The sequence below is a fragment of the Streptomyces sp. TLI_171 genome, from assembly GCF_003610255.1.
Classification (GTDB): Bacteria; Actinomycetota; Actinomycetes; order Streptomycetales; family Streptomycetaceae; genus Kitasatospora.
In genome coordinates, this window is record NZ_RAPS01000001.1 from 5,969,784 (window position 1) to 5,994,311 (window position 24,528).

The 24,528-nt window shown below is 71.3% G+C and carries 26 protein-coding genes and 1 pseudogene; 8 read left to right on the plus strand and 19 right to left on the minus strand.

Going from position 1 to position 24,528, the window contains the following annotated elements; all coding sequences use genetic code 11:
* Positions 1-57: 57 nt before the first annotated feature.
* The 15 genes from BX266_RS26940 to BX266_RS27010 all read right to left on the minus strand — a co-directional run bounded on the left by BX266_RS26940 (position 58) and on the right by BX266_RS27010 (position 13,556).
* The gene (locus tag BX266_RS26940) at positions 58-570 is read right to left on the minus strand and encodes a hypothetical protein (protein ID WP_099903943.1); all 513 of its coding nucleotides are present in this window, start codon (positions 568-570) and stop codon (positions 58-60) included.
* A gap of 65 nt (positions 571-635) precedes the next feature.
* Complete coding sequence (locus BX266_RS26945; RefSeq protein ID WP_099903945.1) at positions 636-1,133, minus strand: hypothetical protein; 498 nt, start codon at positions 1,131-1,133, stop codon at positions 636-638.
* Between the two features lie 31 nt (positions 1,134-1,164).
* Positions 1,165-1,854: a hypothetical protein gene (locus BX266_RS26950; protein WP_099903947.1), complete on the minus strand. Its 690-nt coding sequence runs from the start codon at positions 1,852-1,854 to the stop codon at positions 1,165-1,167.
* Between the two features lie 32 nt (positions 1,855-1,886).
* On the minus strand, positions 1,887-2,645 hold the full coding sequence (locus BX266_RS26955; protein ID WP_099903949.1) for a hypothetical protein: 759 nt from the start codon (positions 2,643-2,645) through the stop codon (positions 1,887-1,889).
* 21 nt (positions 2,646-2,666) lie between these two features.
* Positions 2,667-3,731: a hypothetical protein gene (locus tag BX266_RS26960; RefSeq protein WP_099903951.1), complete on the minus strand. Its 1,065-nt coding sequence runs from the start codon at positions 3,729-3,731 to the stop codon at positions 2,667-2,669.
* Between the two features lie 108 nt (positions 3,732-3,839).
* Positions 3,840-4,157, minus strand: a complete 318-nt coding sequence (locus tag BX266_RS26965) for a hypothetical protein (protein ID WP_143686998.1) — start codon at positions 4,155-4,157, stop codon at positions 3,840-3,842.
* Between the two features lie 213 nt (positions 4,158-4,370).
* Entirely contained in the window at positions 4,371-5,639 is a 1,269-nt protein-coding gene (locus tag BX266_RS26970; RefSeq protein WP_099903955.1) for a hypothetical protein, read from the minus strand.
* Between the two features lie 53 nt (positions 5,640-5,692).
* Entirely contained in the window at positions 5,693-6,112 is a 420-nt protein-coding gene (locus tag BX266_RS26975) for a hypothetical protein (protein ID WP_099903957.1), read from the minus strand.
* A 37-nt stretch (positions 6,113-6,149) separates the two neighbouring features.
* Positions 6,150-7,649 (minus strand): ATP-binding protein, encoded by a 1,500-nt coding sequence (locus tag BX266_RS26980; protein ID WP_099903959.1) that lies wholly within the window; start codon positions 7,647-7,649, stop codon positions 6,150-6,152.
* Between the two features lie 17 nt (positions 7,650-7,666).
* A complete protein-coding gene (locus BX266_RS26985) occupies positions 7,667-8,116 on the minus strand; it encodes a DUF6238 family protein (protein WP_099903961.1) in 450 nt (149 codons plus the stop codon).
* Positions 8,117-8,148: 32 nt separating this feature from the next.
* Positions 8,149-9,618 carry an SCO6880 family protein gene (locus BX266_RS26990; protein WP_099903963.1) on the minus strand — a complete coding sequence of 490 codons (1,470 nt, stop codon included), beginning with the start codon at positions 9,616-9,618 and terminating at the stop codon, positions 8,149-8,151.
* A gap of 135 nt (positions 9,619-9,753) precedes the next feature.
* A complete protein-coding gene (locus BX266_RS26995; RefSeq protein ID WP_259464868.1) occupies positions 9,754-11,277 on the minus strand; it encodes an ATP-binding protein in 1,524 nt (507 codons plus the stop codon).
* Positions 11,278-11,299: 22 nt separating this feature from the next.
* Entirely contained in the window at positions 11,300-11,962 is a 663-nt protein-coding gene (locus tag BX266_RS27000) for a hypothetical protein (RefSeq protein ID WP_099903965.1), read from the minus strand.
* Between the two features lie 44 nt (positions 11,963-12,006).
* Positions 12,007-12,315 (minus strand): DUF6112 family protein, encoded by a 309-nt coding sequence (locus BX266_RS27005; RefSeq protein WP_099903967.1) that lies wholly within the window; start codon positions 12,313-12,315, stop codon positions 12,007-12,009.
* An 86-nt stretch (positions 12,316-12,401) separates the two neighbouring features.
* A complete protein-coding gene (locus BX266_RS27010) occupies positions 12,402-13,556 on the minus strand; it encodes a C40 family peptidase (protein WP_099903969.1) in 1,155 nt (384 codons plus the stop codon).
* A 579-nt stretch (positions 13,557-14,135) separates the two neighbouring features.
* On the opposite strand from BX266_RS27010, the gene BX266_RS27015 reads away from it, so the two are divergent.
* Entirely contained in the window at positions 14,136-14,891 is a 756-nt protein-coding gene (locus BX266_RS27015; RefSeq protein ID WP_099903971.1) for a site-specific DNA-methyltransferase, read from the plus strand.
* An 88-nt stretch (positions 14,892-14,979) separates the two neighbouring features.
* Here BX266_RS27015 and BX266_RS27020 read toward each other — a convergent pair whose 3' ends face one another.
* Positions 14,980-15,912 (minus strand): DUF5655 domain-containing protein, encoded by a 933-nt coding sequence (locus tag BX266_RS27020; RefSeq protein WP_099903973.1) that lies wholly within the window; start codon positions 15,910-15,912, stop codon positions 14,980-14,982.
* Between the two features lie 170 nt (positions 15,913-16,082).
* Between BX266_RS27020 and BX266_RS27025 the strand changes: the two genes are divergently transcribed.
* On the plus strand, positions 16,083-16,328 hold the full coding sequence (locus BX266_RS27025) for a hypothetical protein (protein ID WP_099903975.1): 246 nt from the start codon (positions 16,083-16,085) through the stop codon (positions 16,326-16,328).
* Positions 16,329-16,337: 9 nt separating this feature from the next.
* A complete protein-coding gene (locus BX266_RS27030) occupies positions 16,338-17,579 on the plus strand; it encodes a protein kinase domain-containing protein (RefSeq protein WP_099903977.1) in 1,242 nt (413 codons plus the stop codon).
* Between the two features lie 442 nt (positions 17,580-18,021).
* On the opposite strand, the gene BX266_RS27040 is transcribed toward BX266_RS27030, so the two are convergent.
* Positions 18,022-18,843, minus strand: coding sequence for a transposase family protein (locus BX266_RS27040; protein ID WP_099903981.1), 822 nt, complete (start codon positions 18,841-18,843; stop codon positions 18,022-18,024).
* A gap of 320 nt (positions 18,844-19,163) precedes the next feature.
* Here BX266_RS27040 and BX266_RS27045 point away from each other — a divergent pair, with 320 nt between their 5' ends.
* Complete coding sequence (locus BX266_RS27045; RefSeq protein WP_099903983.1) at positions 19,164-19,538, plus strand: hypothetical protein; 375 nt, start codon at positions 19,164-19,166, stop codon at positions 19,536-19,538.
* A 240-nt stretch (positions 19,539-19,778) separates the two neighbouring features.
* On the opposite strand, the pseudogene BX266_RS27050 reads toward BX266_RS27045, so the two are convergent.
* Positions 19,779-21,024, minus strand: a pseudogene (locus BX266_RS27050) (IS3 family transposase).
* Between the two features lie 96 nt (positions 21,025-21,120).
* Between BX266_RS27050 and BX266_RS27055 the strand changes: the two are divergent.
* From BX266_RS27055 to BX266_RS27065, 4 genes are all read left to right on the plus strand, one after another.
* Positions 21,121-21,435: a helix-turn-helix domain-containing protein gene (locus BX266_RS27055; RefSeq protein WP_099903985.1), complete on the plus strand. Its 315-nt coding sequence runs from the start codon at positions 21,121-21,123 to the stop codon at positions 21,433-21,435.
* Complete coding sequence (locus BX266_RS39340; RefSeq protein WP_099904149.1) at positions 21,432-21,764, plus strand: IS3 family transposase; 333 nt, start codon at positions 21,432-21,434, stop codon at positions 21,762-21,764. Before BX266_RS27055 ends, BX266_RS39340 begins: the two co-directional genes overlap by 4 nt.
* 138 nt (positions 21,765-21,902) lie before the next feature.
* Positions 21,903-22,379 (plus strand): transposase, encoded by a 477-nt coding sequence (locus BX266_RS39345; RefSeq protein ID WP_259464869.1) that lies wholly within the window; start codon positions 21,903-21,905, stop codon positions 22,377-22,379.
* Between the two features lie 349 nt (positions 22,380-22,728).
* A complete protein-coding gene (locus BX266_RS27065; RefSeq protein ID WP_099903987.1) occupies positions 22,729-23,640 on the plus strand; it encodes a glutaminase in 912 nt (303 codons plus the stop codon).
* Positions 23,641-23,689: 49 nt separating this feature from the next.
* On the opposite strand, the gene BX266_RS27070 is transcribed toward BX266_RS27065, so the two are convergent.
* Positions 23,690-24,397, minus strand: coding sequence for a LuxR C-terminal-related transcriptional regulator (locus tag BX266_RS27070; protein WP_259464870.1), 708 nt, complete (start codon positions 24,395-24,397; stop codon positions 23,690-23,692).
* Between the last annotated feature and the right edge of the window lie 131 nt (positions 24,398-24,528).

Here is a 24,528-nt window from a genome sequence, read left to right on the forward strand (position 1 = left end):
GCGGTTTGGCCGGGCCGCCGGACGGTGGTAGTGGCCGGCGGCGGTGGGCCGGGTGTGTCAGCGGCGTGAGGCGGCGCGTTCTCGGCTGTACTTCTCGCAGGCGAAGCGGGCGAAGATCTCGTCGTTGTGCAGCCGGGCCCAGCGTCCGTCCTGGCGGACGACGGTGGCGACGATGTCGATGCGGTCCTCCGTGGTCTGCAGGACCGCCCACCGGCAGGCGGTGCTGTCGCCCGTCGGATCGATGCCGGTGGCGTCCAGGACATCCAGGGCCAGGTCGTACCAGTCGTTCTCGGTGAGCGCGGTCGGCGGGGAGCTGCGGATCGAGCAGTGCCAGGTCAGGCGCTTGGAGGGGGTGCGGCCGGTTCGGGACCGGCGCAGTGCCAGCGGCTCGTCCAGCAGCGCTGCCAGGCACGCCATGTTGTGTTCCTCCTCAGCGGGCGGCCCCGGCGACCACGTGTCGAGCAGGATCGGCTCGAAGTCCGGGTCGTCGCTGAGCGTGAACAGCGAGTTCAACAGGGCGAGGGTGTTCTCGGTGCGCCGGACGGTGCAGTGCAGACGGGGAGCGTGCATGGTGGTGTTCTCCGAATCGTTTGCAGGGAAAGGGGAGTTGGGCTCTGGGGTCTGGGTCGGGCAGGTCAGACGAAGGGGTTCTCGGTGGGGCGGTCGGCGGCGGTGGCGGCCTCCAGCAGCTCCTGCAGGTCGCCGGGCTCGGAGGCGCGCTGATCGATCCACCACCCGGCGCGGGTCACGGTGCGGGCCCGCTCCTCGATCCGCTCCCAGTCGGCCTCGGGCAGGCCGCCCTCCAGCACGAGGGCGGTGTAGGCGGCGGCGAGCAGCTGGTGGCGGCAGCGCACGCCCCAGGCGATGCCCCGCTCGGTGCCCTCCAGCGGCGGCATCCGGTACCGCTCGGACCAGGCGTCGGACTCCGCCTGCTCCTCGGCGCGCTTGGCCGCCAGCCAGGCGGCCTTGTCGGCCTCGTCACCGTCCTTCGCCGCGCGCCAGCAGTCGGTGCACTCCTGCCGGGACAGCCAGTCGGCGTACCCGGCGCGGCGGTCGGCCGGGCGGTCGCCGAGGTCGCGCTCGCTCTCGTGCCCGCAGGAGTGGGCGATCGTCCAGACCTTCTTCACTGCCATGAGGTTGCTCCTTGCTTCTGGGGAAGGGGGTTCAGCGGCTGCGGGTGCCGGCGCGCTCGGCGGACACCGGCGCGGCAGCCGCCTCGGCGGCCGACCGGGCTGTCGGGGTCGGGGCCGGGGCGCCGGAGGACACCCGGGCCCGGCCGCGTTCGCGGGTGTCGGCCCGGCGGGCGTGGACGTCGGCGGCGAGGTGGCGCTGGACGGCGACGTTGTACCGGCCGTGGTGCAGCTGCTCGCCTGCGGCGGCGATGGCGTCGAGTCCGGCCTCGCGTTCGACGCTGGGGGCGAGGTAGATGTCGAGGCCGCGGGTGTGGTGCCAGCCGGCCTTGGTGAGGAACGGTGCCGGGTCGATTGGCAGGCCGTCGCTGACGGCGGCGACGATCCCCAGGTAGGGGTGTTCGCCGAAGACGACGTCCGGCTCGTCGCGGTGGCGCAAAGTGGTGCCGGGCACGTCGAAGTCGGGCTCGGTGCCCACCTGGTGGCCCATCGTGCGCAGGGCCCGCACCGCTGCCCGGGCGCGTTCTTGGCCGTCGTGCTCGGGGTCGGTGAGGGTGAAGAGGCCGGCTTCTGCCGGATCGGGCTCGAAACCGAGCGCGGGCAGGACCGCGTCGGCGACCGGCTGCGGCAGCAGGCCGGGCGCGGCATAGACGTCGGGGCCCTGGTGGTTGCGCCAGATCAGGACGACGGGGGCTCGTTCACCGGTGGTGGCTGGAGTGGACACAGCGGATCTCCTCGAAACCGGGTGGAGGGTGGTCAGCGGGCGCGCGCGAACGCGGCCCGGGGGTCAACAGCGGTGGGCGGCGGCCCGGGCGGGGCCGCCTTCGCGGTAGGTACCTGCCGGACTACCGGGCTCCTGAGCAGCGCGGCCTCGGCAGTGGGGAACTCGCGAGCGGTGGCGGTGGTGGCGGCTGGAGGGCGGTAGGAGGCGACCTCGGCGGAGATCCGGCTCTGTACGCCGACCTGGTAGCCGGCCCGGCGCAGCTCGCGCGCCGTGGCGGCGACCGCCTGCAGCGCGTTATCCCGTTCACCGAGGTGCGGGTCGGTGTGTGGGAAGGGCGGGAAGTAGAAGTCCACCTCAGCGTGGCGCCACCATCCGCAGCTCTTCAGCACGGCGTGGGCTTCTTGCGCCGGGCCGTCGCCGACCGTCCCGATCACCCCCAGGGACGGGCTCTCGGCGAAGACCACATCCGGCTCGCGCTCCGGCACCGGGGCTGGTGCAGCCACCTGCAGGGGGAGTTCGGCCGAGGGTTCGGGGCCGGCGTTCAGCGAGAGGTCGCTGTGGACGGCGTAGCCCGCGCCGTCGAGGACCTTGATCGCCCACCGGAGACGGTCCGGGACGTCACGGTGCTGCTCGGTGAGCGCGTACAGGTGCGGGTGGTCGGCGATGCGCCTGAACTCCAGCCGCTCCAGCATCCAGGCTGCTGCGGCGGACTGGGTGGGCAGGGCGGCGACGACGCCGTGGTCGGGGTGGTGGCCGAGGACGACCTCGGGCTGCGGGGCGGTGTTGGGCATGGCGGGCTTTCCGTACGGGGGTCAGCGGATGCGGCCGGCGGGGCGGTCGGCGGCCGGAGGTGGGGCGGCGAGCAGCGTCTCGGCGTGGTGCCCGGTGAGGGTGCGTTCGGACGCCGGGGAGGAAGCGAGGGCAGCGGCCACCCGCGGGTCGTGCCCGCTCGCCGCCGACCGGGCCGCGGCCTGGGGGTGCGCGGCGTGCCGGTCGGCGAGGTCCCCCCGCAGCGCCCGGATCTCTCGGACGTAGCTGTCGGTGCGGTTGGCGATCTCGCGGAGGCGGGCGGCGTAGTGCGGATCGGAGGCGGTCGAGTTCAGGCCCTCCCACCAGGCGGCGGTCTGGTGGAGCACGTCGACGGCCTGGTCCAGTACGCCGTCGCCGGGGGCGGTCAGCACGCTGAGCGCGGCCACCACCTCCTCGGTGTGGCCGGCCTTCGCGATCTCCCCGCCGAGGCCCGCGAGCGGGCGGGACGGGAGGACGGCCCGCTCGGCGACCCAGTCGGTCAGGTCCGCCGGGTAGTTGACGCCGAAGCCCTCGGCCCGCAGGTAGTCGGCGGCCCGGGTCACGGCCGTGCGGCGCTCGCCGGGATCGAGCATCGCGGCCGGGAGCCGGTGGCAGGCCACGCCGTTGTGGACGGTGGGGACGAAGCCGGCGCGGTGCAGCAGCGACTCGGCCCGCACCAGTCGCTCCTGCACCTCCTGCTTGGAGGGGACACCGCGCCGGTCGAGGTGCTCGTTGATGCAGGCCAGCAGTGGTCCCGGGTCGGTGCCGTGCTGGTGGTCGTGCTGTCCCGGCTGGCTGTCGTACAGGGGGGTGGGCTCGCCGCCGACCTCAAGCCAGCCCGCGAACCAGCCGTCCTGCGGACCGGTTCGATCGGGCCCCTGGTAGTCGGCGTACTGGGGACCGACGAGCAGGAAACTGCCGTCCGGCAGCCGTGCGTCGATGTAGCCGCCGGTGTCGAAGCCGATGGTGTAGTCGACACCCCGGTTCACCAGGAGAGTGGTGATCGGCTCGAACATGCCGCTCGGCACGCGGCGGCGGGTGTGGGCGGTGACTTCGAAGCCGGACTTGGAGAACGTGACGGGCTGCATGGCGGTGCTCCTACGACGCTCGCCCCTGCGAGAGCGGGGGCTGGGGTGTCGATGGTCCGGAGGATCCGCGGTTTGGCCCGGCCGGGGAAGCGGTGGTAGAACGCCGCGTCAGCGACCGGAACGGCGACCGGGCACCGGCGCTCCGAGACGGACCGGAGAAGCGGAGACCGAGGCGGCCGGGGACGGCCTCCGTGCGGGGTGGGCGGGGGAACGGCTGACGGCGGCGGCCAGCTGCTCGCTCCGGCCGGCCAGTTCACCGGCGAGACCCTCGTTGACGAGGTGCAGCTCCTCGCCGACCTCGGTGATCCGCTCCGCCAGGGCATCCAGCTCGGCCCCGTACCGCCGAACACCGTGGTCCTGGCACCACTGCGCCGCCGCGCTCACGAGCTCGTGCAGTCGGCTGACCGCACCGAAGTCGCTGCTCACGAGCTGGTGGAGCACCTCCGGGAACTCGCCCACCTCGGCGGAAGCCAGACGCTGGACGGCGTACTCCTGCCCAGCCCTGTCGGCCGGCCGAAGTGGGGCGGCCGACGTACCGGGCCGAGAAAGGACTTCCCCGTGCGCCCGATGACCCAGATCGGTCATGAGTGGATCTCCATGGCGGTAGGCGGTAGGCGGTAGGCGGTAGGCGGTAGGCGGTCAGCGGGTACGGCGTGGGGCAGTGGCGGGTGGCGGTGTGGCTGCCGCAGGTTCCGGGGCGGCACCGAAGCGGTGCCGGCCGCGGACCGTGGCCGCCTGGACCTGCTTGTCGCGGTTGGGCGCGGGGCGGCCGATCCGCGGTGTGAGGTCCTGGGCCAGCACGGCCAGCGACATGATCGGGACCCACGGCGTGCGCGACCACGCCTCGCCGTTGCGCATGTCCTGGGCCGAGGCGCGGATCCGGGTGGTGGCAGGGTCGTCGCTGGCGGTGCGGGTGGCGAGGACTTCCCACCGGTTGCGGATCTCGCGGATGCCGTTGAGTGCGTTCTCGGCGTAGTGGAGCCGGCGCAGCCGTGGGCCGAGGTCGCGGTTGAGGCGGTCCTCGGCGGTGGTCACCGCCCGGATGCCGGCGATGAGGTGGGGGCCTTGATCTGCCAGGACGTCGAGGTGGCGCCAGGCGGTGCGGTCGCGGGCCGCCGCGGATTCGAAGATGTCGGGTTCCCCGAGGTGCCGGGTGTTCGGCGGCAGGACGTAGGCGACGCTCAGGTCGTCCAGGGCGACGAGGGCGTCTTCCACGGCGATGGTTCGTGCGTGCCAGGCGGCCCGCTGGTAGGCGGGGGCGAAGCGCTCCTCGACCTCGGCCGCCATCGCGACGGGATCGGTGTCGGCGGAGAACTCCACCGGCTCCGGCGGCCTGGACGCCCAGAAGTCCTGGTGCTCGGGCGCGTTGTCGGGCCGCGCCGCGCGGAGCAAGAGTGGCCCGTCGGGGTGCGGCTGGACGACCAGCAGGCGCTCGCCGCGGGGGCCGTCGAGGGCGAAGGCGCTGTGCGGCGCGCTGGTGCTGGTCCACTGCGAGGGGTGCCGGTCCCAGAGCTGCCCCGCGAGTTCGGCCAGGTCCCGTCCGGGGTTGAGTCGGCGGGGCTGGGCCGACCAGCCGGGCAGGTGCGCGGCCAGCGCGGCGGCCAGCGGCGGAAGGGGAGCCGGTGGGCCGGGTCGTTCGGGCAGGACGTGACCGGCCTCGTCGAGGTTGACCTTGGCCTCCCAGTGGTTGGGCAGCGTGCTCCCGCGCTCGCCCGTTGGGCGGAAGACCGCGAAGGAGTTCTGCAGCTCGCCGCCGAGGTGGCTGGTGTGGGCGGACACGAGTTCCCAGGCGGGGTGGGCGCGGTCGTCGTTGTTGCCGCGGGCGGCGAGCAGCTGCTCGAAGGCCGCGAAGTCGGCCTCGGCGAGGTGGGCGTGGTCGAGGAAGGACTCGGCATCGTTGGTGGGCATGGGTGTTCACGGCTCTCGAAGGGCGTTCGGTTGGCTGGTCGGTCCGCGTGGTGTCAGCGGGTGCGGCGTACCGTCGTCGGGGAGGCCGCCGCCGTGGGGGTGCTCTGGGCTGGGCCGGCCGGGTGCGCGGTGGCGGTGCGGGCGAGCGCGGCGATGGTCCGGCGCCGCTCCTCGCCGAGCGGGGTGTTCGGCAGCGCCTGCCCGTCCTCGCTGAAGTCCATCTCGGTCCAGCCCAGCGGCACCGACCGGGTCATCTCGTCGGGCGGGACGGCCTGGAAGACGCCGGTGGTGTGGGTCCAGCGCCCCTTCTCGTCCGTGCCGTTGAAGGTCATGATCAACCGCCAGTTGTCGTCGTGACTGCTGCCCTGCGCGACGCGCTGGGCGGCGATCAGGGACTCGAAGGCGGCGAAGTCCTCCTCGACGAGCATGGAGTGGGGGATCTCGGCGCGTTCCACGCCGCGGTCGACAGGCATCTCATTCCTCAATCAGCTGTATTGGCAGGGTGGTTGGCTATGCGGCCATGCGGAAGTCGGTGTCGTACAGCTGCTTCTCGCGCGGGTGCAGCAGGTGCTGCACGACGAAGCTGAGGCCGGCGACCTTCCACAGGCCCCGGCCGCGGGGCAGGGCGGCGATGGCCTGGGCTTCGACGCCGGTGAGGGCCAGCAGCGCCATGGACGCCTGGATCTGGTCGGGTTCCTGGCGGTAGATGATGCGGGTGCTGCAGTCGGCGAGCAGGCCCTCGGCCAGGACCCGGCCGCGCGATCCGGCGTCGCCCGCGGCGAGCAGGTCAGAAAGCCGGTGCAGGACCAGCAGGTTGGCGATGCCCAGGCCCCGGGAGAGCTTCCATTGCTGCTGCATGCGCTCCAGCAGGCCGACGTGCCGCATGATCCGCCACGCCTCGTCGTAGATCACCCAGCGCCTGCCGCCGTCCGGGTCGGCGAGCGCCGCTTCCATCCAGGCGCTGGCGCAGGTCATCGCCAGGACGAGGGCGGTGTCGTCGCCGCTGCTGCCCAGGCGGGACAGGTCGATCGACAGCATCGGCGCGTCCGGGTCGAAGGCGACGGTGGAGGGGCCGTCGAACATGCCGGACAGGTCGCCGTGGACGAGCCGGCGGAAGGCGTGGGCGAGGTCGCCGACGGCGAGCCCGGCGCCCTGGTCGCCGAGGGCGGCGTCCAGACGCTCGGGGCGACCGAGGGCGTGGGCGATGTCGCCCAGCAGCGGCGGCGCGCCCGCAGCTTCGGCCTCGGCGACGACCAGGTCGAGTGCGACGTCGAGGCCGGTGTGCTCCATCGGCAGCAGGTCGCGCTTGAGCACGGTGGCCGCCAGGCTCGCCAGCAGCAGGAGCCGGCGCTTGCGGACCTCGGCGCTCCAGTCCTCCTCGTCCACCCCGGCGGGCCGCGACGGCGCGTCCAAGGGGTTGAGCCTGCCCGGCAGGCCGGGGCCGAGCGCGATGGTCTGCCCGCCCAACTCCCGGGCGAGGGAGGACCATTCGCCCTTCGGGTCGGACGGAATGTAGATCTTGTAGCCGTGGGCGATCGACCGGGTCGCGATGGACTTGGCCAGCGCGGACTTGCCCATGCCGATGATCCCGCACAGGACCGCGTTCGGGTTGGTGAACCCCTCGATGCGGCCGGAGTTGTAGAGGGTGAACGGGTCGAAGCAGAACGCGGCTTCGGCGTGCAGGTCGCGGCCGATGAACGTGCCCTCGGCGCCGAGGCCGGCCTCGGCGAGGAACGGGTAGGCGCCGCCGGCGACGGCGGTGGTCATGCGGTGCTTGGGCAGACGCAGCTTGCTGCCGCGGGCGGAGGCGGGGCCGGGCCGCCCGGAGGCGGGGTAGGACGGCTGCAGCTCGGGGTCGGCCCCGGTGAACTCCCGTTCCTGGGAGGGGAGTCGGATGGTGCGAGCCTTGGTGCGGGCCTCGGCGAAGCTCTCGCGGGCGGCCCGGCGCTCGGCGCGGCTGGGCTTGCGCGGGACGAACAGCTGGGCGGCGGTGGCGCGGTTCCTGGTCATGGTGGCGGCTTCCGGGGTCAGTGCCGGACGAGGCCGGTGAAGGGGGAGTGCAGGTCGGTCGGGGTGGTGCGGCGCCGCACCAGGCGGGTGGCGTCCTGATGGCGGCGGCAGAGCGTCAGCTCCGGCGCGCCTTCCGGCAGCCGGGTCCGGCAGGCTTCGGCGTCGGGGACCTCGCCGCTGCCGGTGCGGGGCGCGCAGTGGTAGGCGGCGTGGAGGTGGTCGGCGGCCTGCCACAGCCGGGTGCGGGCGGCACGAAGGTGCTCTCCCTCGGCGGGCAGCAGCGGCGTGGTGCGCTCGGCGTGGGCGTCCAGCAGGGCGTGCAGGGACAGCAGGTGCTCGTGCAGGCAGTCGAGTTCGGGCCGGGAGGCGACCAGCGGCCCGGTGGGCACGTTGAGCGCGCGGTGGAAGTCCACGGCGGCGGTCGCGTACGGAACAAAATCCTGGGTGGCGGCGGGGGTGGCCGGCATCGTGGTCTCCTTCGGGGAGGGGCGGGCCGGCGTCAGGCGGCGAGAGCGAAGGGCAGGGCGGCGGCGGTGAACGCGGTCGCCTGCTGCCAGGTGAGCGGGCGAAGGTCCAGCTGGGCGCCGACGGCGGCGGTCTCGATCACCGCGCACGCCGAGCGCAACTCGTCTTCGGTGTCGGCGGAGACGGTCAGCAGGCCGGTCAGCGCGACATCCGCGTGCCCGGCGATCAGCTGCCGCTCGCGGGCCTGAATGTCCTGGTACTCCACCGAGTCCGCCTCGGAGGCGACCTGGCCCTTGCGGGCGCGCTCGGCCGAGTCGGCGATCACCGAAGCCTTCTTGCGCTGCACGTCGCGCATCGCGGCGTCCAGGTCCTTGGGCTCGTAGGCCAGGGAGACGGTGCGGCGCACCCCGGAGGCGAACATCACCTGGTGCAGGAAGCCGGGGTTGGTCTCGGTGCGGGGCCAGTTCTCCACCCAGTAGGTGGTGTGGTGCGCCGAGTCGGTGGAGATGTGGTCGGCCTTCTCCACCACGACCACCGGGCCCGCCGCGGCCGGTTCGGCGGCCGGGCGGCCGTTGTCGGACCAGCGGTCCAGCGCGGCGCGGGAGGCGGGGTCGTAGGCGGTGCGGGCGACGGCGGCGATCTCGGCGGCCGACAGCCAGCCGGTCGGGTTCAGCCCGGCGGTGCGCGCGGACTGCTCGCAGGCGGAGGTCAGCTGGGCGAGCACCGCGAAGCCGCCCGTGAGGCCGCCGCCGGCCTGGTTGATCAGGCGGCGGGCCTTCTTGAAGTCCAGCGCGACGGCGATGTACGACTCGTGCGGCGCGGCGGCCGGACCGGCGCTCTCGACCAGCTCGCCGTAGAGCGCACCGGCCAGCGGAGCGTCCGGCTTCCCGTGCTCCTGCCAGTACCGGCGCAGCGCGTCGCCGGAGTCCGGGACGGTCCGCTCGATCACCTGGATCCGGGCGACGTGCCCGGTGCGGGCCAGCGCCGCCAGGGTCCGGCCCCACCCGGCCACGTTGGCGGCCTGCATGCCGGGGTCCAGCAGCGCGTAGGCGCGGGAGGAGACCTTGACGATGGCGGTGAGGGTGCCGGCGTGCGGGTCGTGGACGGCGCCGTAACGGCGGTCGGGAGCGGTGACCACGCGCAGACTGGCCGCGCCGCCGGGCAGGTGCAGCAGGCCCTCGCGCACCGGACGCCGGGACGGCCGGGCAAGCCAGACCAACTGCCCGCGCAGGCGCCGCAGCGCGTACCGGACGGCGATCGGGGCCCAGTCGGCGAGGGTGCGTCCCCGGTAGCGCAGGAGGACGACGGCGGCGACCGCGCCCCACAGGGGCAGCAGTTGGAGGGCGCCGACGACGCCGCGGGTGGTCAGGACGGCGAGCAGTACCAGGCCGGTGGCGGCGACGGTGATCAGCTGGGAAACGCTCAGGCCGAGCAGGACGCCTCGGCGGCTGCGGTGCGGGAACTTCACCGACGCCGGGGCGTCGGGCTTCGGGGTGGAGGACATCGGGATTCCAGACGAAGGTGAGCGGGAGGTGGGCGGGGGCGCGGCGTTCTTCTGGAGGTCATGACCAGGGGCTCCTTCGAGGGGTGGCGCCGGGGCGGGCCGAGGGCTTCGGCCCGCCCCGGGACGGCGCTGCGGTCAGGAACCGGACGCCGGGGGCTGGTGCGGGTAGACGAACCGGACCGGATCAGGTGAGGAACCTCCGGCCGGGGACGGTCCGCTGCCCGGTGCTCCTTCCGGAGCCGGAACGGAAGCCGGAGCCGCACTGGGAGCCGAGGTCGCGGCCGGAGCCGGCGACGGGGCCGATACGGAAGCCGGGGCCGCAGTGAGGGCCGGGGCTGGGGCGGGTGCGGAGGGGACGGAGGTGGACGGGCGCGTGATGGCGAGGCCGCTGGCAACCGCTCCGGCCGGGGTCTCCGGTGCCTCGCCGCCGTCCGACGGTGCCGTCTCGCCGCTGCCCTGGTTGGAGGGGCGGGTGAGCAGGGCGGGGATGCCGGGTGGCCGGGTGACCAGGGCGCGTCCGCGGTCGCCGGGGGCGTTCGGGTCCTCGCCGAAGCGGAAGGTGGTGGGCTGCTGGGCGGGGCCGGCGTCGATGCCCTCCTTGCTGAAGCGCCCGGTCGGATCGATCCCGCCGCCGGTGCTGTCGCCGCTACTCGTGCCGGGGACCTGGCCGGGGCCCTGCGGGGCGGGTGCGCCGGTGCCTGCCTGCATGGCGAGGCTGCCGGCGGTCTTCGCCGCCCCGGCGGCCACGGCCATGCCGGCGATGCCGGTGCGGTGCAGGTCGTCGTGGCCGCCGCCGTCGGTCGCCCAGTGGACGAACTTGTAGACGGCGTACGGGCACAGCAACACCAGCACCATGATCACCGTTCCGGCCATCATGTCGGACAGCGCGCCGAGCCCGTCCTTGGCGTCGGATTCGCCGATGGCCGCGACGCCGGTGATGAAGACGACCGTCATCAGCAGCTTGGAGACCACCAGGGTGGCGGTGGCCTCGATCCAGCCGCGCCGCCAGCGCTTGGCGACCTCCCAGCCGCCGCCGGCACCGGCGAACGAGGCGAGGACGACCAGGACCAGGACGCCGACCTTGCGGGCGACCATCACGCCCCAGTAGAGGAACGCGCCGATCGCGCAGCCGACCGCGACGAGCGCGGGGATCGCCCAGCCGAGTTGGAACATTGCGCCGAGCTCGGAGACCTTGATCAGGCGCCTGATCGCGTCGTCGATGCTGGTGCCCGCGGCCTTGAACAGCCCGGCGGAGACCGTGTCGACGACGGTGACGGCCACGGCGGTGAAGCTGATCGCTCCGAAGGAGAACAGCACGCCGGTCATCGTGCCCCAGGCCGCCTGGGCGAGCGCGCGTTCGTCCCGGCGCCAGGCGGCCAGCACCAGCTGCGCGCAGAACGTGCCCACGGTGAGGATCAGGCCGATCACCATGACCAGCTCGTAGTTGGCCCTGAACCAGGGGGCGTTGAGGTTGATGGCGGTGGTCTCGTCCACCGCCCGCGAGGCCAGGTCGACGGCGCTGGAGGCCAGCTCGCCCATGGACTTGGCGATCCACGCGCCGATGCCGTCGGTGATGGACTTGCCCGGGTTCGACACGAAGCTGACCGCGTCGACCACGTTGCAGACCTGGCCCATCAGGGGGATGTCGCAGACGCCCACGGAGGGCACCTCCTTCGTGGTGTCAGGGCGCCACGGACGGCATCACGCCGACCAGGGAGCAGGGGCGGTCGGGACGGCACTGCACGGCGAGGGTGACCGAGCGGTCCTCGGCACCGCCCTGGGGCGAGCCGTTCCAGGCGATGGACTGCTTGCCGGAGACGGTCACCGCGTACACGTACGCCTGGGTGATCGCCCCCGGATCGGCCTGCAGCGCCCGGGTGAAGGACTCGGGGAAGTGCGCCTCGGCCGCGCTCCCGGTGGCGTACTGCCCGGAGTCGGCCATCCGCCCCCACAGCACCGGAGAAGGCACCAGGTGGTCCACCGAAGCCGGGTCGGCCAGCTCCTGCTCGGGCGTCAGCCACCGGTGCAGGGCGGCCACCAGCTCGGGCTGCGAGTACGCCCGGGTGTCGTACGACCACAGCGCCACCGCCGCGGCCTTCCCGAACGCGATCGGGTCGTGGGTGTCCGGCGGCACCGGCAACGTCGTCCCGTCACCAGAAAGCGGGGACGGCGAAGCCGGGGCGGAAACCGGAGACGAGGACGGACTCGGCTCCGCGGACGGGCGGTTGGACGGAGTGCGGCCGTCGCGGGTGAAGTAGGAGAACAGTCCGGCCAGCGCGACGAGCGCCACCAGGACCACGGTGCCCAGCAGCGCCCGGCGGCGCACGAGGGCGCCGCCGGACATCCCGCTGCGGGCAGCAGAGGAGTTCAAGGAACGTTTCTGCACGGCTACTTGACCTGCGTTCCGAGGGTGGAGAAGAAGGCGACGACGCCGTTGGCCGCGCCGAGCAGCAGGGCCGCGCCGGCGGAGACGAGCACGCCCTTCTTGCCGTTGGCCTCGGCCTGGTGGCCGCCGGAGTGGTGGCCCCAGGCCCACACGCCGGCGCTCACCGCGAGCGCTCCGACGACCGCGATGATGCCGAACAGGTTGATGGAGCCCATCACCTGCTTGAGGACGGACAGTCCGGGAAGGCCGCCCTCGTTGGGGGAGATCCCCGGGTCGTACGCGAGCTGGATGGCCTTGTCGGCGAAGTACATGGGGGGACTCCAAGGAGAATCCGGGCACCCCGAAGGCGCACCGGATGAACAGGGGAGAAGAGGGGAGGGGAGGGGAGAAGCGCCGGTCAGACGATTCGGCGGGCCGCGAGAATCTGCGGCTGCCACTCGGCGAGGGTCGAGATCTTGACCACGTCGCCGGTGTGCGGGGCCTGCACCACGAGGCCGCCGCCGATGAACATCCCGACGTGCTCGGGCACGGCGGCCGTCCCGGTGGTGAACAGCAGGTCGCCCGGCTTCAGGGCGTTGAAGGGCACGGCGGTGCCCTCGTTGACCTGCGTGTAGGTGGTCCGGGTCAGGGTGACCCCGGCCGCCTTGTAGGCCATCTGCATCAGCGACGAGCAGTCGCAGCGGCCCATCGGGTCGGCGCCGTGCGAGTCCTCGCAGCTGCCGCCCCACTGGTAGGGGGTGCCGAGTTGGCCGAGCGCCCAGCGGATCGCGGTCTGCACCTGCGGCGGAGCGTCGGCCGGAATCGTGTACCCCTCGGGCAGGGTGCCCGGCGGGATCGTCCCGAAGCCGCTGCCGTCGCCGCCCGCGGTCGAACACCCGCCACCCGCAGCTAGAGCGGCGCTGGGCGAGGCGTCCGGCGACGGCGAGGCAGCCGAACCCGGGTTGGTGCCGGGTTCGAGGAGCGGGGCGATGGCCTGCTGCAGCGCCGTCGCCAGCGGCTCCCACTTGGCGTAGGCGTCCGGGTAGCCGCTGCGCTGCACCGCCTGCGCGGCCTGGGTGACCGTCATCGACTGCCAGCCGGAGACCTGCTGGAGCGCCTCGTAGAACTTCGTCGAGGCGTACACCGGCTGCATGATCTGCTCCGGCGTGCCCCAGCCCTGCGAGGGCCGCTGCTGGAACAGCCCCAACGAGTCGCGGTCGCCGTAGTCGAGGTTGCGCAGACCGCTTTCCTGCAGCGCGGTCGCCAGCGCGACGACCTGCCCGCGGACGGGAATGTGCATCGCGACGCCGGTGGCCTGGATCGTCTTCGCGTTGGGGATCTGCTCGTCCGGCTTGTCCAGCCCGGAGACGGTCGGCGCACCCAGCGGGTTGGAGCCGTCCAGGATCGACTTCACCTGGGCCGCGACGGCGGCGGTATCCACAGCCTGTGGATCACCGCCCGGGGTGCAGGTGGTGGCCTGAGCACCTCCGGCGGCGACCACCACCAGCGGCAGCGCCAGGGCCAGCGGCCCGGCCGCGACCAGGGAGACGAGCAGACCCGCGGACTTCTTCACCGCCGCCGCTGGGCGCAACGGACGCCCAGGACGGTCGGGGTGGACGGGCGGGGCGGGGGAAGGCACGGCTGTGCCAGGGCGCGCTGCATCGCAGCAACTCCTCGGGGTGTTGTAGGAGGACGCGGTGCCGGCCTCTCGTGCGAAGAAGTCGCCGGCACCGCGCCGGTAGTGAAACCGCCCTCAAGGCGGGCCCGGGTCAAGGGAGTTCGCAGCTCCCGGACGCCGGTCTCGGATCATGCGCGGCAGCCGGCCGCGCTCGTAATCTCAGCCCGAACACGAGGTCTCCTGGAACGAAGGGGATAGGGGGAGGCGGGCCCGCGAAGTCTCCCGCTGGACGGGGCAGCACGGACCAACACGAGCCGTCCCGGACCGAGTTGACCCTGCGGCCCGGTTGGCATGGCGAGACAGTAAACGCCAAGTCCGGCCGCACCAAACGACCCCTCACCAGGCCCGGAACCCTCCCGGCCGCCGTTAGGTGTGGCCGTCCTTTCCGGCTACCGTCCCGGCCATCCCCCCGTCCCGCGGTGGCCGCCGGGCACCGCAGGACGGGGATCCACCCCCGCCCCGAGAAAGACCGCCATGACCGACAGCACCTTCACCCTCCACCGCGGCGACGCCCTCACCGTCCTGAAGACCCTCCCCGACGAGAGCGTCAACGCCGTCATCACCGACCCCCCGTACAACTCGGGCGGCCGCACCAGCTCCGAGCGCACCGGCCGCGACGCCCGCGCCAAGTACGTCACCAGCGGCTCCGCCCACGACCTGCAGACCTTCCCCGGTGAGAACCGCGACCAGCGCTCCTACCGCTCCTGGCTGACCGAACTGCTCACCGAGTCCTACCGGGCCAGCACCGAGCACGCCGTGGCCGTGGTCTTCTCGGACTGGCGCCAGGAGCCGACCACCAGCGACGCGCTGCAGATGGCCGGCTGGACGTGGCAGGGCACCATCCCGTGGATCAAGCCCGCCAGCCGCCCGCGCAAGGGCGGCTTCAAGCAGTCCGCCGAGTTCGCCCTCTGGGGCGTCAAGGGCACCCTCGACAAGAGCCGGGCGATCTACCTGCCCGGCCACTTCATCGCCAGCCAGCCCCGCAAGGACCGCGTCCACATCACCCAGAAGCCCCTGGAGGTCATGCAGCAGATCGTCCGGATCTGCCCCGAGGGCGGCACCGTCCTCGACCCCTTCACCGGCTCCGGCTCCACCGGCATCGCCGCCCTGCGCGAAGGCCGCAACTTCGTCGGCGTCGAACTCTCCCCCCACTACGCGGACATCGCCGAACAGCGCCTGCGCGCCGAACTCACCCAGGACGACTTCGTCCTCGCCGGACCGGAGGCATGAGCATGAGAACCCCCGGAACCCCCAGCAGCCGCAGACGCGAAAGGGCGGCCGGAGCACCACGCTCCGGCCGCCCTCGCCGTCCGGCCGGTCAGACCTCCTGGATGGCCCGCTCGACCAGCACCGCCGCCTTCGCCAGGTCCGCCAGCGAGGCGATCCGCACCTCCAGGTCACCGGTCCCCAGATGGCCGATGCCGCGCATGTCGCGCGTGAAGCCCTCCTCCAGCTCCACCGTGTCCGGGTCCAGCGGCAGGTACACCAGCAGCGCCCGATGCGAAGCGGACGGCCGGAAGACCACCGACGCCACGTTCCGCAGCCGCCGGTAGGCCACGTAGTGCTTGAGCTGAACCGTCTCCACCTCGCCCGACGCGGTCAGCACCTCGTCCAGCTCCCCGTACAGCTCCCGCAGGCACTCCGGCACTTCCACCGAAGCCGGCACCACGGCCACCTCGACGGCCTCCGCCACCGCGGGCGCGCTCGTCTGGCGCCGGGCCGGCGCGCTGGTAGGGGCGACGACCGGCTCGACCAGCTGCAGGCTCAGCAGCCCGCCGTCGAAGACCCGGTAGCGCACCAGCTCGATCGGCCAGCGCCGACCCAACTCGCCGACCGTCACCCGGTCGTGCCACGAGTACCCGGCCGCCACACACAGCGCCCGGGGAGAGCGCCAGTCGACCGACGCAACGGCCGCCTCGCCCAGCTTCTCCCGCACCAGCGACTCGAACTCCAGACGGCTGCTCTTCAACCACGTCAGGTACGACAGCGCCTGCGACACGACCCCGCTGTCGGCGCCCTTCTTGAACTCCACCACCACCGGCACGCCGTTCTCGTCCAGCCCCAGCGAGTCCACCCGCCCACGGTGCCACGGCCCCGTCGGGTACTCCGACGCCAGGAACCGGATACCCAGCATCCGCTCCATCCCGGCCTCCACCCGGCGCTGCAGCTCCACCTCCAGCGCTACCGTCGAGCCCTGCAGCTCCACGTCCCGGCCGTCCGCCCCGAGCCGGAACACCTTCAAGTCGCTCACCCAACGGCCCCCTTCGTACGAGCGTGCGAGGAGACCAATCGAAAACAGCAGCCCTATATTCCGCTTCGGCGCACGGTTCGGAGGTCAGCGCGGGCATTACTGCCGGCCCGATGCAGCCTCAACGTCGCAAATTGGATGCGCCAACCACCGGTCCGTCCTATGGTGCGGCGGTGGCAAACAACAGCAGTTCCGCCCGCACGCGCCGATACCGACGGTCCTCGATCGACTACAAGGCCGACGTGCCTGGTTGGGAGAACCTCGGCCCGCTGGGCAGCATCGACAGCAAGGAGTTCGTTCGGCGCGTCAGGAACTTCAGCACCGGCGAAGAGGCGGTGCTGAAGTACCTCGACAACAGGAAGCTCAACGCTGCGAACCGCCGCAACCGCTTCCACTCCGAGGCCAGGGAGATGCAGTAGCTGAGCGGCATGCCCGGGGTACTGCCCGTTCTCGCCATCGACACCTCCCATGGGCTCGAACCGCAGTGGTACGTAATGCCCCTGGCGGTCGGCCTGGCCGACCACCTGGACCAGGCCAGCACGCTTCAGGAGATCGTGGCACCGTTCCTCGATCTGGCCGACACGCTCGCCGCCCTGGCCGAGCACCGGGTCTTCCACCGCGACATCAAGCCGGACAACCTGTTCTGGCACGCGGGCCGGGCGGTCCTCGCGGACTTCGGCATCGCCTACTGGGGCCAGGCCGGACCGACCAAGCCGGTCGAGAAGATCGGCCCGATGGGCTTCCTCGCCCCCGAGATGTTCACCGCGGGCGGCCTGTCCGGGGAGATTGGCAGCAAGGCCGACGTCTACAGCCTCGCCCAGACCCTGTTCGTCGCCGCACGACGGGAAGGCCCCTACCCTCCCGGCGGCACGCTGTGGTCGAGTGCCGACGAGTTCCACCTGCCCAACTGGCAGAATCCCCGCACCAAGAACGGCTCACCAATGAGCACTCTGCTCAGAGTCCTCCAGGCCGCCACCCGCATCGACCCCGCAGCCAGGTTGACCATGGCCGAGTTCGCCCGCCAACTGCGCAGCTGGCTCGAACTGATGGACAGGGTGCAGCTGACGGAAACCCAACCACACGCGATGCGGCTCACCCGCTGGGGGACGACACGCGAGGCCCAGTTCCTCCTCACCTCCGAACGCAGAGCTGGCGGCGAGGTGTTCCACATGGCATCGAAGGTCGCACAACATCTTGGAGTGCGCACGCCAGGTGTCACTGGATCGCGCGGGCCATTTCTTGAGCGGGCCTCCTGGAGGAACTGGCTAGGAAGCTACGACTGGCCGGTTGACGACCCGGAGACCTACTTCAGCGACGACAGCGGCCCGCTCCGACCGACCGGGCATTCGACGACCCTGATCGAGGACCAGGCAGGAACCACCCGGGTAGTGCTGGCTGCGGTGGCCGTCCGGAACGACGCCTCGTTCTTCGCCGAGATCCACACACTCCGCGACGGCGAATGGGCCTTGGAGTGGCAGAGCGGGTACTCACCCTGGAGCGCCCCGGGCCTGCCCTGGGCCCGGCAGATCGTGGACGGTCTCGCTCAGTCGGCCATGGGCCGTCTGCCGGGCGTCCCTCGGCCGGGTAGGCGGGTCGGCATTGCCCCTGGGACGGCCCGTAGGCCCGTGCCTTCTGATCCGTCCCGCCTTCCGATCGAGCATGACGTGTGATGTAAATCACTACATGAGATCCTCTTGGGGGCTGTCTCTCACACGCCTCTCACGGACTGGGTGTCACGAGGCAGTATCGGGCGTCATGACTGGGAGAGAAGGGTTACGACAGCAGACACGTCCGCCGCGAGCTGACCCGCCGTCGGATCCTGCCCGTGACCTCCCGCCGAAGCGCCCGACATCCGCGGCCTCGGCAAGCTCCGCTACGTCATCGAGCAGACCTTCGCCCTGCTCCACCAGTTCAAGCTCCTCGCCATTCGATGGGAACGCCGCCTCGACCTCCACGACTCACTGAGCTCTTTCAACTCGGCCACCGATCAGGTGACAGCGCGGGCGCACGGGGGTGCGCCCGCTGGCGAGATCCGGCAGGTCGAAAGCCTGTCAACGGCAGTCGGTTCACCACTCGTCCGGGGCGCCGTTGAAAGAGCTCAGTGAGCCTCTTTCATCCTGAGTTTTCGCAGGTTGCAGGGCTTTGGATCATGAGGGTGTGGACGGCGGCGATCAGGCGGCTGATCCGGTTGGTCGAGCAGCGGGCCCGGCGGAGGACACGCCAGGACTTGAGCTGGGCGAAGGCGCGTTCGCCGGGTGCGCGGAGTCGGGCGTGGTCGCGGTTGTACTGCTGGTAGTGCTCGGGCAGTTCGTGGTGGTTGTAGTACGGGGTGCGGATGGTGGCGCCGGCACCTCGGTAGGCCCGGTCCGCCAGGACGAGGATCTCGCGGGTCAGGCAGGCCTGGACGATGCCGTGGGCGCGGGCCGCGGTCAGGTCGTGGGTGCGCCCCGGCAGGGCGCGGGAGAACCACAGGGGTGTGCCGTCGGGGGCTGCGACGACCTGCACGTTCATCCCGTGCTTGCGGTGCTTGTGCGAGTAGTACGGCTCGTCCGCCTTGATCCGGTCGGTCGGAACCAGGGTGCCGTCCACGATCACGAAGTCGCCCTCGCCCAGTCCCACCAGGGCCTCGCGCAGGCCCGGCGCCCACGCGGCCAGGACCTCCACGGTCTCCTTGACGTACCGCCAGGCCGTTGCTTCGGATACCCCGAACCCGGCGCCGGCCTGTGCGAGGGTCTCGTTCTTGCGCAGGTGGGCCAGGACCAGGAGTGCCTGTTTGAAGCACCCCAACTTCCGCCACCGTGAGCGTAGTTCACGCCTTCGGGTGTAGATGAGCCACGAGACATGCTCGACCAGCTCGTGCGGGACGTCGAGCATGGCAGGATACGGGACCAAGCGAGGCTCCTCGGTCAGAGCGTGGTGCGTAGAGAACACCATCGCAACGACCAGGAGCCTCGTCTGTTACCCACCACCGCTGAGCAGCCATTTCACCCTCCCCGGACAGGATGAAAGAGGCTCACTCATCTCGCTCGCAGCCACCCTCATCTGCTGGCGAAGGCTCAACAAGCCGACACCGTGATCGTGTTACGAGCTCCATGAATAACCCTCCTGTTGTGACCGTTCGGGCAACCAATGCTGGTGAATGGACAGTGGCAACTTCTACCCAGGGTCCGGCTAGGCCGCAGAGGAGCAGAATAATTTCCAGCCAGATGGTGCGATGAATTCCCACCACTTCTCTTCTCCCAAAAGGAGGCCCCATGAACATCATTCGCAAGATCGTGACTGTTGCCGTTGCCACCTTTGTTGCAATGATTCCGGCCGTCACCGCTGAGGCCGCGACCGCACGCAAGGTCACTGTGTGCTTCAGTAGCAGCTACGCGGGCTACGCGGTATTCCCGCAGGCAGGTGGATTGTCAACGAGTGTTCTGCGCAACTCCTGTAAGACTCTCAACTTGGCAGGAGTGACCTACGCAAAGGTGTACGGGTACTGGAACAGCAACTCCGGTACCTTCTATGCGGGAACCGCTCACCTCGCGCTCACTGGCTCTGTGACAGTGTTCGTGGCTGGTTCCACCACCTCGCCTAACGTGATGACGGCCTCAGGCACGTCTTTCATCGACACCAGGCCCTAACGGCCTCGCGCATGGTTAGTCGTGCGGTTTCATGGGCAAGACTGTCCGGGCGATCAAAGAATGAGCCTGGATTGGGACTTGTCTAGCCTCGATCTTGCATGACGGCTCGTCAGCCTAGCTGGCGAGCCGTTTTGCTTGGCCTGGGGGTGTATCTGTCGCGCGTCAGACTTTGTGGCAGGGCTCGTTTCTTGCGGGTCCTGCTGGGGCCTTCGCCCGTAAAGGTGGACACGCGGTCGGTTGTCACGCGGCGAGCGTGAGTTTAGCGGTGTGGTGGCGTCGTTCGTATTCGTTGGGGCTGAGGTGGCCGTTGGCGGAGTGCCGGCGCCGGGTGTTGTAGCGGACCAGCCAGGCGAAGACGGCCTCCTGCAGGTGGCGGGGTCGCCGTAGTCGTGGGCGCCGTGAAGGGTCTCGCGTTTGAGGGAGGCGTGGAAGCTCTCGCAGGCCGCGTTGTCCGCGCTGCTGCCCACGGCGCCCATCGATTGGGTGACGTCCAGCTCCGAGCACAGGCCGGCGAAGGCCCGGGACCCGTACTGCGCGCCGTGATCGCTGTGGAAGACCGCGCCGTCCAGGCCGCCGCGTGTCGCGGCCGCCATCCGCAGCGCGTCGGTGACCAGGCCGGTGCGCATGTGGTCGGCGATCGACCAGCCCACGACCTTGCGGCTGAAGCAGTCCAAAACGGTCGCCAGGTAGAGGAACTCCCCGCCCGCAAGTGGCAGATACGTGATGTCGCCCATGTACTTGCGCCCCGGTTCCGGGGCGGTGAAGTCCCTCTCGAACAGGTCCGGCACCGCCTGGGCGGCCGGGTCGGGGACGGTGGTGCGGACCCTTCTCCGCAGGCGGATACCGACGATGGAGTAGGTCCGCATGACCCGGGCGACCCGCTTGTGGTTGACCCGCACACCGCTCTCGCGCAGTTCCGCGGTCACCCTCGGCGAGCCGTAGGCGCCACCGGAGTCCGCGTGGATCCGGCGGATCCGTTCGGCCAGGACCTCGTCCTCGCGACGGCGGACGGCCCTGGCTCCGGCGCCGCCGAGCCACTTGTAGTAGCTGGAGCGGTTGACGTCCAGGACCTGGCACAGCCGCTTCACCTCGTAGGCGTCCCGGTGGTCGTGGACGAACTGGAAGCGGCTCACCAGTTCGTCTCGCCGGCGAAATACTTGGCCGCCCTGCGCAGGATGTCCCGCTCGGTGGCCAGCTTCCGCTCACTCGCCTCCAGCTCGGCCACCCGGGCCTCCAACTGCCGGATCCGCTCGTCCGGGTCGGCGGACGCGGCCGGCCGTCCTGCCCCGGTCGGCGCGTTCGCACCCGGCCGAGCGGCGGCAGGGTCGAGGCCGCGGCGTCCGCGGTCCCTCAGTACCCACTCGCGCAGGGTCGCCCTGTTGATGCCAAGGTCGGCGGCGATGTCCTTGTACGTCGCCCCGGGCGTGGACTCGTACAGGGCCACAGCATCGGCCTTGAACTCGTCCGAGTAGTCCTTCATCGCCATCGGCGGTGTTCTCGCTTCCTCCGGATCAAGCAGATCCAGTATCAGCGTGTCCACCACTCAGGGCGAAGGCCCCTGCTTGAAGGAGTCTGATCGATCATGGTGAGGCCACCGGCGCTGCCGCCGGAGGAGAAGGTCCGGATCGTGCTGTCGATCCTGGCCGGTGAGATGACCGTTGCCGAGGCCGCGCGGCGGGCGAAGGTGTCCGAGCAGTCGATCGGGACCTGGAAGCGCCAGTTCCTGGAGGCCGGCCGGGCCGGCCTCGCTGGCAAGTCCGGTCCCAGCACCCGGGAACAGCAACTCGGAGCCCAGGTCGCCGACTTGACCCAGGCACTGGGTGAGGCCGCGGTCGAGCTGCGGGTGTGGAAGAAGTCCGCGGAGGGCCGGCTGGGCCCTTCGAGGACCTCGAGGTGATCCGCACCGAGGCGGGCATGCCGACCGCGGGGTTCTACCGGCTCATCGGCGTGCCCGAGCGGACCTGGCGCCGCCACCAGGCCCGCGCCCGCCAGGGCGCGCAGGCCAGAGGACCGTGGCCGCGCCCGGCCCGCGAGGGCGTCCGGGAGACCGCCCGCCGACACGCGCTCGCGCACCCAACCTGGGGCCACCGCAAGGTCTGGGCGATGTGTCGCTGGGACGGCCACCGCGTCTCTCGGGCGACCGTGCTGCGGCTGCTGCGGGACGAGGGCCTGCTGCTGGAGGCGAACTACCAGCGCGAACGCCGGCAGCTCGCTGCCCGCCGCTAGGCCGCCTTCGCGACCGGGCCGAGCGGCCCGAACCAGGTCTGGCAGCTCGACTTCTCCGAGTTCGAGACCGCCTCGGGCGGCACCTGGCGGCTCGCGGGCTGCCGGGACTACTGGTCGAAGTACGAGCTGGGCTGGCATGTGTCGCCCACCGCGAACCAGCACGACGCCATCGCCGCGATCGAACTCGCCATCAAGCAAGCGGAGTCGCTGGCCGGAAAGCCACTGGCCGAGCTCGCCCCGCGCGACGCGGACGGGACCGTGGAGCCGCTGGTCACCATCGTCACCGACAACAGCGGACCGTTCCGCTCGTTCCGCATCGAGGCGTTCATCGCCACCCGACCGGAGCGACGGCACGTCCGCACCCGGGTCCGCACGCCCGGGCAGAACGGCTCACGCGAGCGCGGCTTCGGCTCGCTCAAGTACGAGAAGCTGTTCCTCGAGGAGATACCCGACGCCCTCGACCTCGTCCGGCACGCCGAGGAATACCGGCGCGACTACAACACCGTCCGACCGCACGAGGCCCTGGCCTGGAACCGGCCCCACGACGTCCACACCGGCGCCGCAGACCCCCTCGTCCCCAACTTTCCCGAACCCGAAAACCCGCCAACTGCTTGACGCGGGACAAGCGGATCAAGCCCACCCTGAACCCGCGTCGCCCGCGGACGGGGCTGAGCTTGTCCGGTTGTCCGGCTGGACAACGACCGGCCAAGCCGTGACTGCTGAGCGTCAGTCAGAGAGCTCTTTCAACTCGGCCACCGATCAGGTGACAGCGCGGGCGCACGGGGGTGCGCCCGCTGGCGAGATCCGGCAGGTCGAAAGTCCGTCAACGGCAGTCGGTTCACCACTCGTCCGGGGCGCCGTTGAAAGAGCTCAGAGATCCAGATCAACAAACAGTGCGATGCCTGCGGGGAAGCGGCCTGCGGCCTTCGCCGTCAGATTCAATGGGCGTGTGGACGACGACGGCATGGACTACGGGCAGCTGCTGCGGGACGCACGGGCGGCGGCGTTCGTCCAGCAGGGCCGGGGACGGTCGGCGGACTACATTCCGGCGCTGGCGGAGGCGGACCCGTCGGCGTTCGGGATGGCGCTGGCGACGGTCGAGGGTGTGGTGCACGGTGTAGGGCAGTGGGAGAAGCCGTTCTCCGTCCAGTCGGTCGCGAAGGTGTTCGCACTAGCGCTGGCGCTGGCAGAGGGCGGGGACCGGCTGTGGCGCGGGGTGGGCCGGGAGCCCTCAGGCAACCCGTTCAACTCGTTGGTGCAGTTGGAGAGCGAGCAGGGGATTCCGCGCAATCCGTTCATAAACGCGGGTGCGCTGGTGGTGACGGACCGGCTGCTGGAGCTGACGGGGGACGCGGCGGGCGCGGTGCGGAACTTCCTGCGATCTGAGTCGGGCAACCCCGCGGTGGGGACGGACGACTCTGTCGCAGAGTCGGAGGCGCGGCACGGTCACCGCAACGCGGCACTGGCGCATTTCATGGCGAGCTTCGGGAGCTTGCGCAACCCGGTGGACTCTGTGCTCGCGCACTACTACGCGCACTGTGCGATCGCCGCGTCCTGCAAGGACCTGGCGCTGGCGGGGCTCTTCCTGGCACGGCACGGGATCCGGGTGGACGGTTCGCGGCTGCTGTCGCGCAGCGAGGCGAAGCGGGTCAACGCGGTAATGCTCACCTGCGGGACGTACGACGCCGCAGGCGACTTCGCCTTCCGGGTTGGGCTGCCGGGCAAGAGCGGCGTCGGTGGCGGGGTGCTGGCGGTGCTGCCGGGGCGCGGAGCGGTGTGCGTGTGGAGCCCCGGGCTGGACGCCGCCGGCAACTCGGTGCTGGGGGTCGCGGCCCTGGACGCGCTCACGACCGCGACGGGCTGGTCGGTGTTCTGACGCCCGGCCGATGCGCACGGCCGCGCCGCCGGCGCTCACGGCATCGGTGCTACAGCGCGTTGGTACGGATTCCGTAGGCGACGGCGTGCTGGCGGTTGCGGAGGTTCAGACGGGTGAGCATGTCATGGATGATCGATTTGATGGTGCGCTGGGAGAAGCTGAGCGCGACGGCGATCTCGGCGGTGTTCTGCCCGGCTGCCAGCAGCCGCAGGACCTCCACCTCGCGCGGCTGAAGGGCCTTGGAGTCGGCGGCGAGCGGGGGAAAGACCTCTCGGAGCACCCCGGCACTCGTCCGTCGGGTATGCGGGCGGGTGGCGACCGCAGTTCGACCGCGGTGCGCGCTGTCGGCGGTGGGGCGGACATGTTCGTTCGCCGGAGACATCAGCAGGGCCGAGGAGTGCTCCGACCCGTAGGACGGGCGGACGTGGCGGTCGAGGACCGCGTCGCGGATGGCGGTGAAGGTGGTGCGTCGCCGTACCAGCAGGACAAGGCCGGACTCCGTGGCCGAGTGTGCCAGGTGGGACTCCGTGATCTCGTCAGAGACGATGACGATCCGGACCGCCGGGTGCAGCGACATGGCGGCTGCCTCGCGGATTCGGGCCAGCTTCGACTCGGTCAGGTCGAAGAGCAGCGCGAGGATCACCTCGGCGTGCCCGCCATCCTCGGGCGTCAGCACTTTCACCTGGTTCCAGCGTTCCAGGAAACCGGTGGCTCCGGCTTCGGTGATCGGGTCGTCGGCGATGAGTCTGACGGTCATCGGGGTCATTTCGGGGTCTCCGGAGGTCGAGGAGGGGCGAGGCCTTGTGCTCCGGCGCTGTCGGGCGCGGTATCAGGGCAGGCGGGTGCCGTTGCGGGGAGCGGGGAGTCTCGAGGAGGGGCCGATCGCCG

Excerpts from the sequence above, each read along its gene's own strand:
- BX266_RS26960 (WP_099903951.1), bottom strand. The coding sequence starts at position 3,731 with ATGCAGCCCGTCACGTTCTCCAAGTCCGGCTTCGAAGTCACCGCCCAC.
- BX266_RS26985 (WP_099903961.1), bottom strand. The coding sequence starts at position 8,116 with ATGCCGGCCACCCCCGCCGCCACCCAGGATTTTGTTCCGTACGCGACC.
- BX266_RS26940 (WP_099903943.1), bottom strand. The coding sequence starts at position 570 with ATGCACGCTCCCCGTCTGCACTGCACCGTCCGGCGCACCGAGAACACC.
- BX266_RS26975 (WP_099903957.1), bottom strand. The coding sequence starts at position 6,112 with ATGCCTGTCGACCGCGGCGTGGAACGCGCCGAGATCCCCCACTCCATG.
- BX266_RS27070 (WP_259464870.1), bottom strand. The coding sequence starts at position 24,397 with ATGACCGTCAGACTCATCGCCGACGACCCGATCACCGAAGCCGGAGCC.
- BX266_RS27005 (WP_099903967.1), bottom strand. The coding sequence starts at position 12,315 with ATGTACTTCGCCGACAAGGCCATCCAGCTCGCGTACGACCCGGGGATC.
- BX266_RS27000 (WP_099903965.1), bottom strand. The coding sequence starts at position 11,962 with ATGTCCGGCGGCGCCCTCGTGCGCCGCCGGGCGCTGCTGGGCACCGTG.
- BX266_RS26945 (WP_099903945.1), bottom strand. The coding sequence starts at position 1,133 with ATGGCAGTGAAGAAGGTCTGGACGATCGCCCACTCCTGCGGGCACGAG.
- BX266_RS27065 (WP_099903987.1), top strand. The coding sequence starts at position 22,729 with ATGGACTACGGGCAGCTGCTGCGGGACGCACGGGCGGCGGCGTTCGTC.
- BX266_RS26980 (WP_099903959.1), bottom strand. The coding sequence starts at position 7,649 with ATGACCAGGAACCGCGCCACCGCCGCCCAGCTGTTCGTCCCGCGCAAG.
- BX266_RS27040 (WP_099903981.1), bottom strand. The coding sequence starts at position 18,843 with ATGGTGTTCTCTACGCACCACGCTCTGACCGAGGAGCCTCGCTTGGTC.
- BX266_RS27030 (WP_099903977.1), top strand. The coding sequence starts at position 16,338 with ATGCCCGGGGTACTGCCCGTTCTCGCCATCGACACCTCCCATGGGCTC.
- BX266_RS27015 (WP_099903971.1), top strand. The coding sequence starts at position 14,136 with ATGACCGACAGCACCTTCACCCTCCACCGCGGCGACGCCCTCACCGTC.
- BX266_RS27055 (WP_099903985.1), top strand. The coding sequence starts at position 21,121 with ATGGTGAGGCCACCGGCGCTGCCGCCGGAGGAGAAGGTCCGGATCGTG.
- BX266_RS26990 (WP_099903963.1), bottom strand. The coding sequence starts at position 9,618 with ATGTCCTCCACCCCGAAGCCCGACGCCCCGGCGTCGGTGAAGTTCCCG.
- BX266_RS27045 (WP_099903983.1), top strand. The coding sequence starts at position 19,164 with ATGAACATCATTCGCAAGATCGTGACTGTTGCCGTTGCCACCTTTGTT.
- BX266_RS26970 (WP_099903955.1), bottom strand. The coding sequence starts at position 5,639 with ATGCCCACCAACGATGCCGAGTCCTTCCTCGACCACGCCCACCTCGCC.
- BX266_RS26955 (WP_099903949.1), bottom strand. The coding sequence starts at position 2,645 with ATGCCCAACACCGCCCCGCAGCCCGAGGTCGTCCTCGGCCACCACCCC.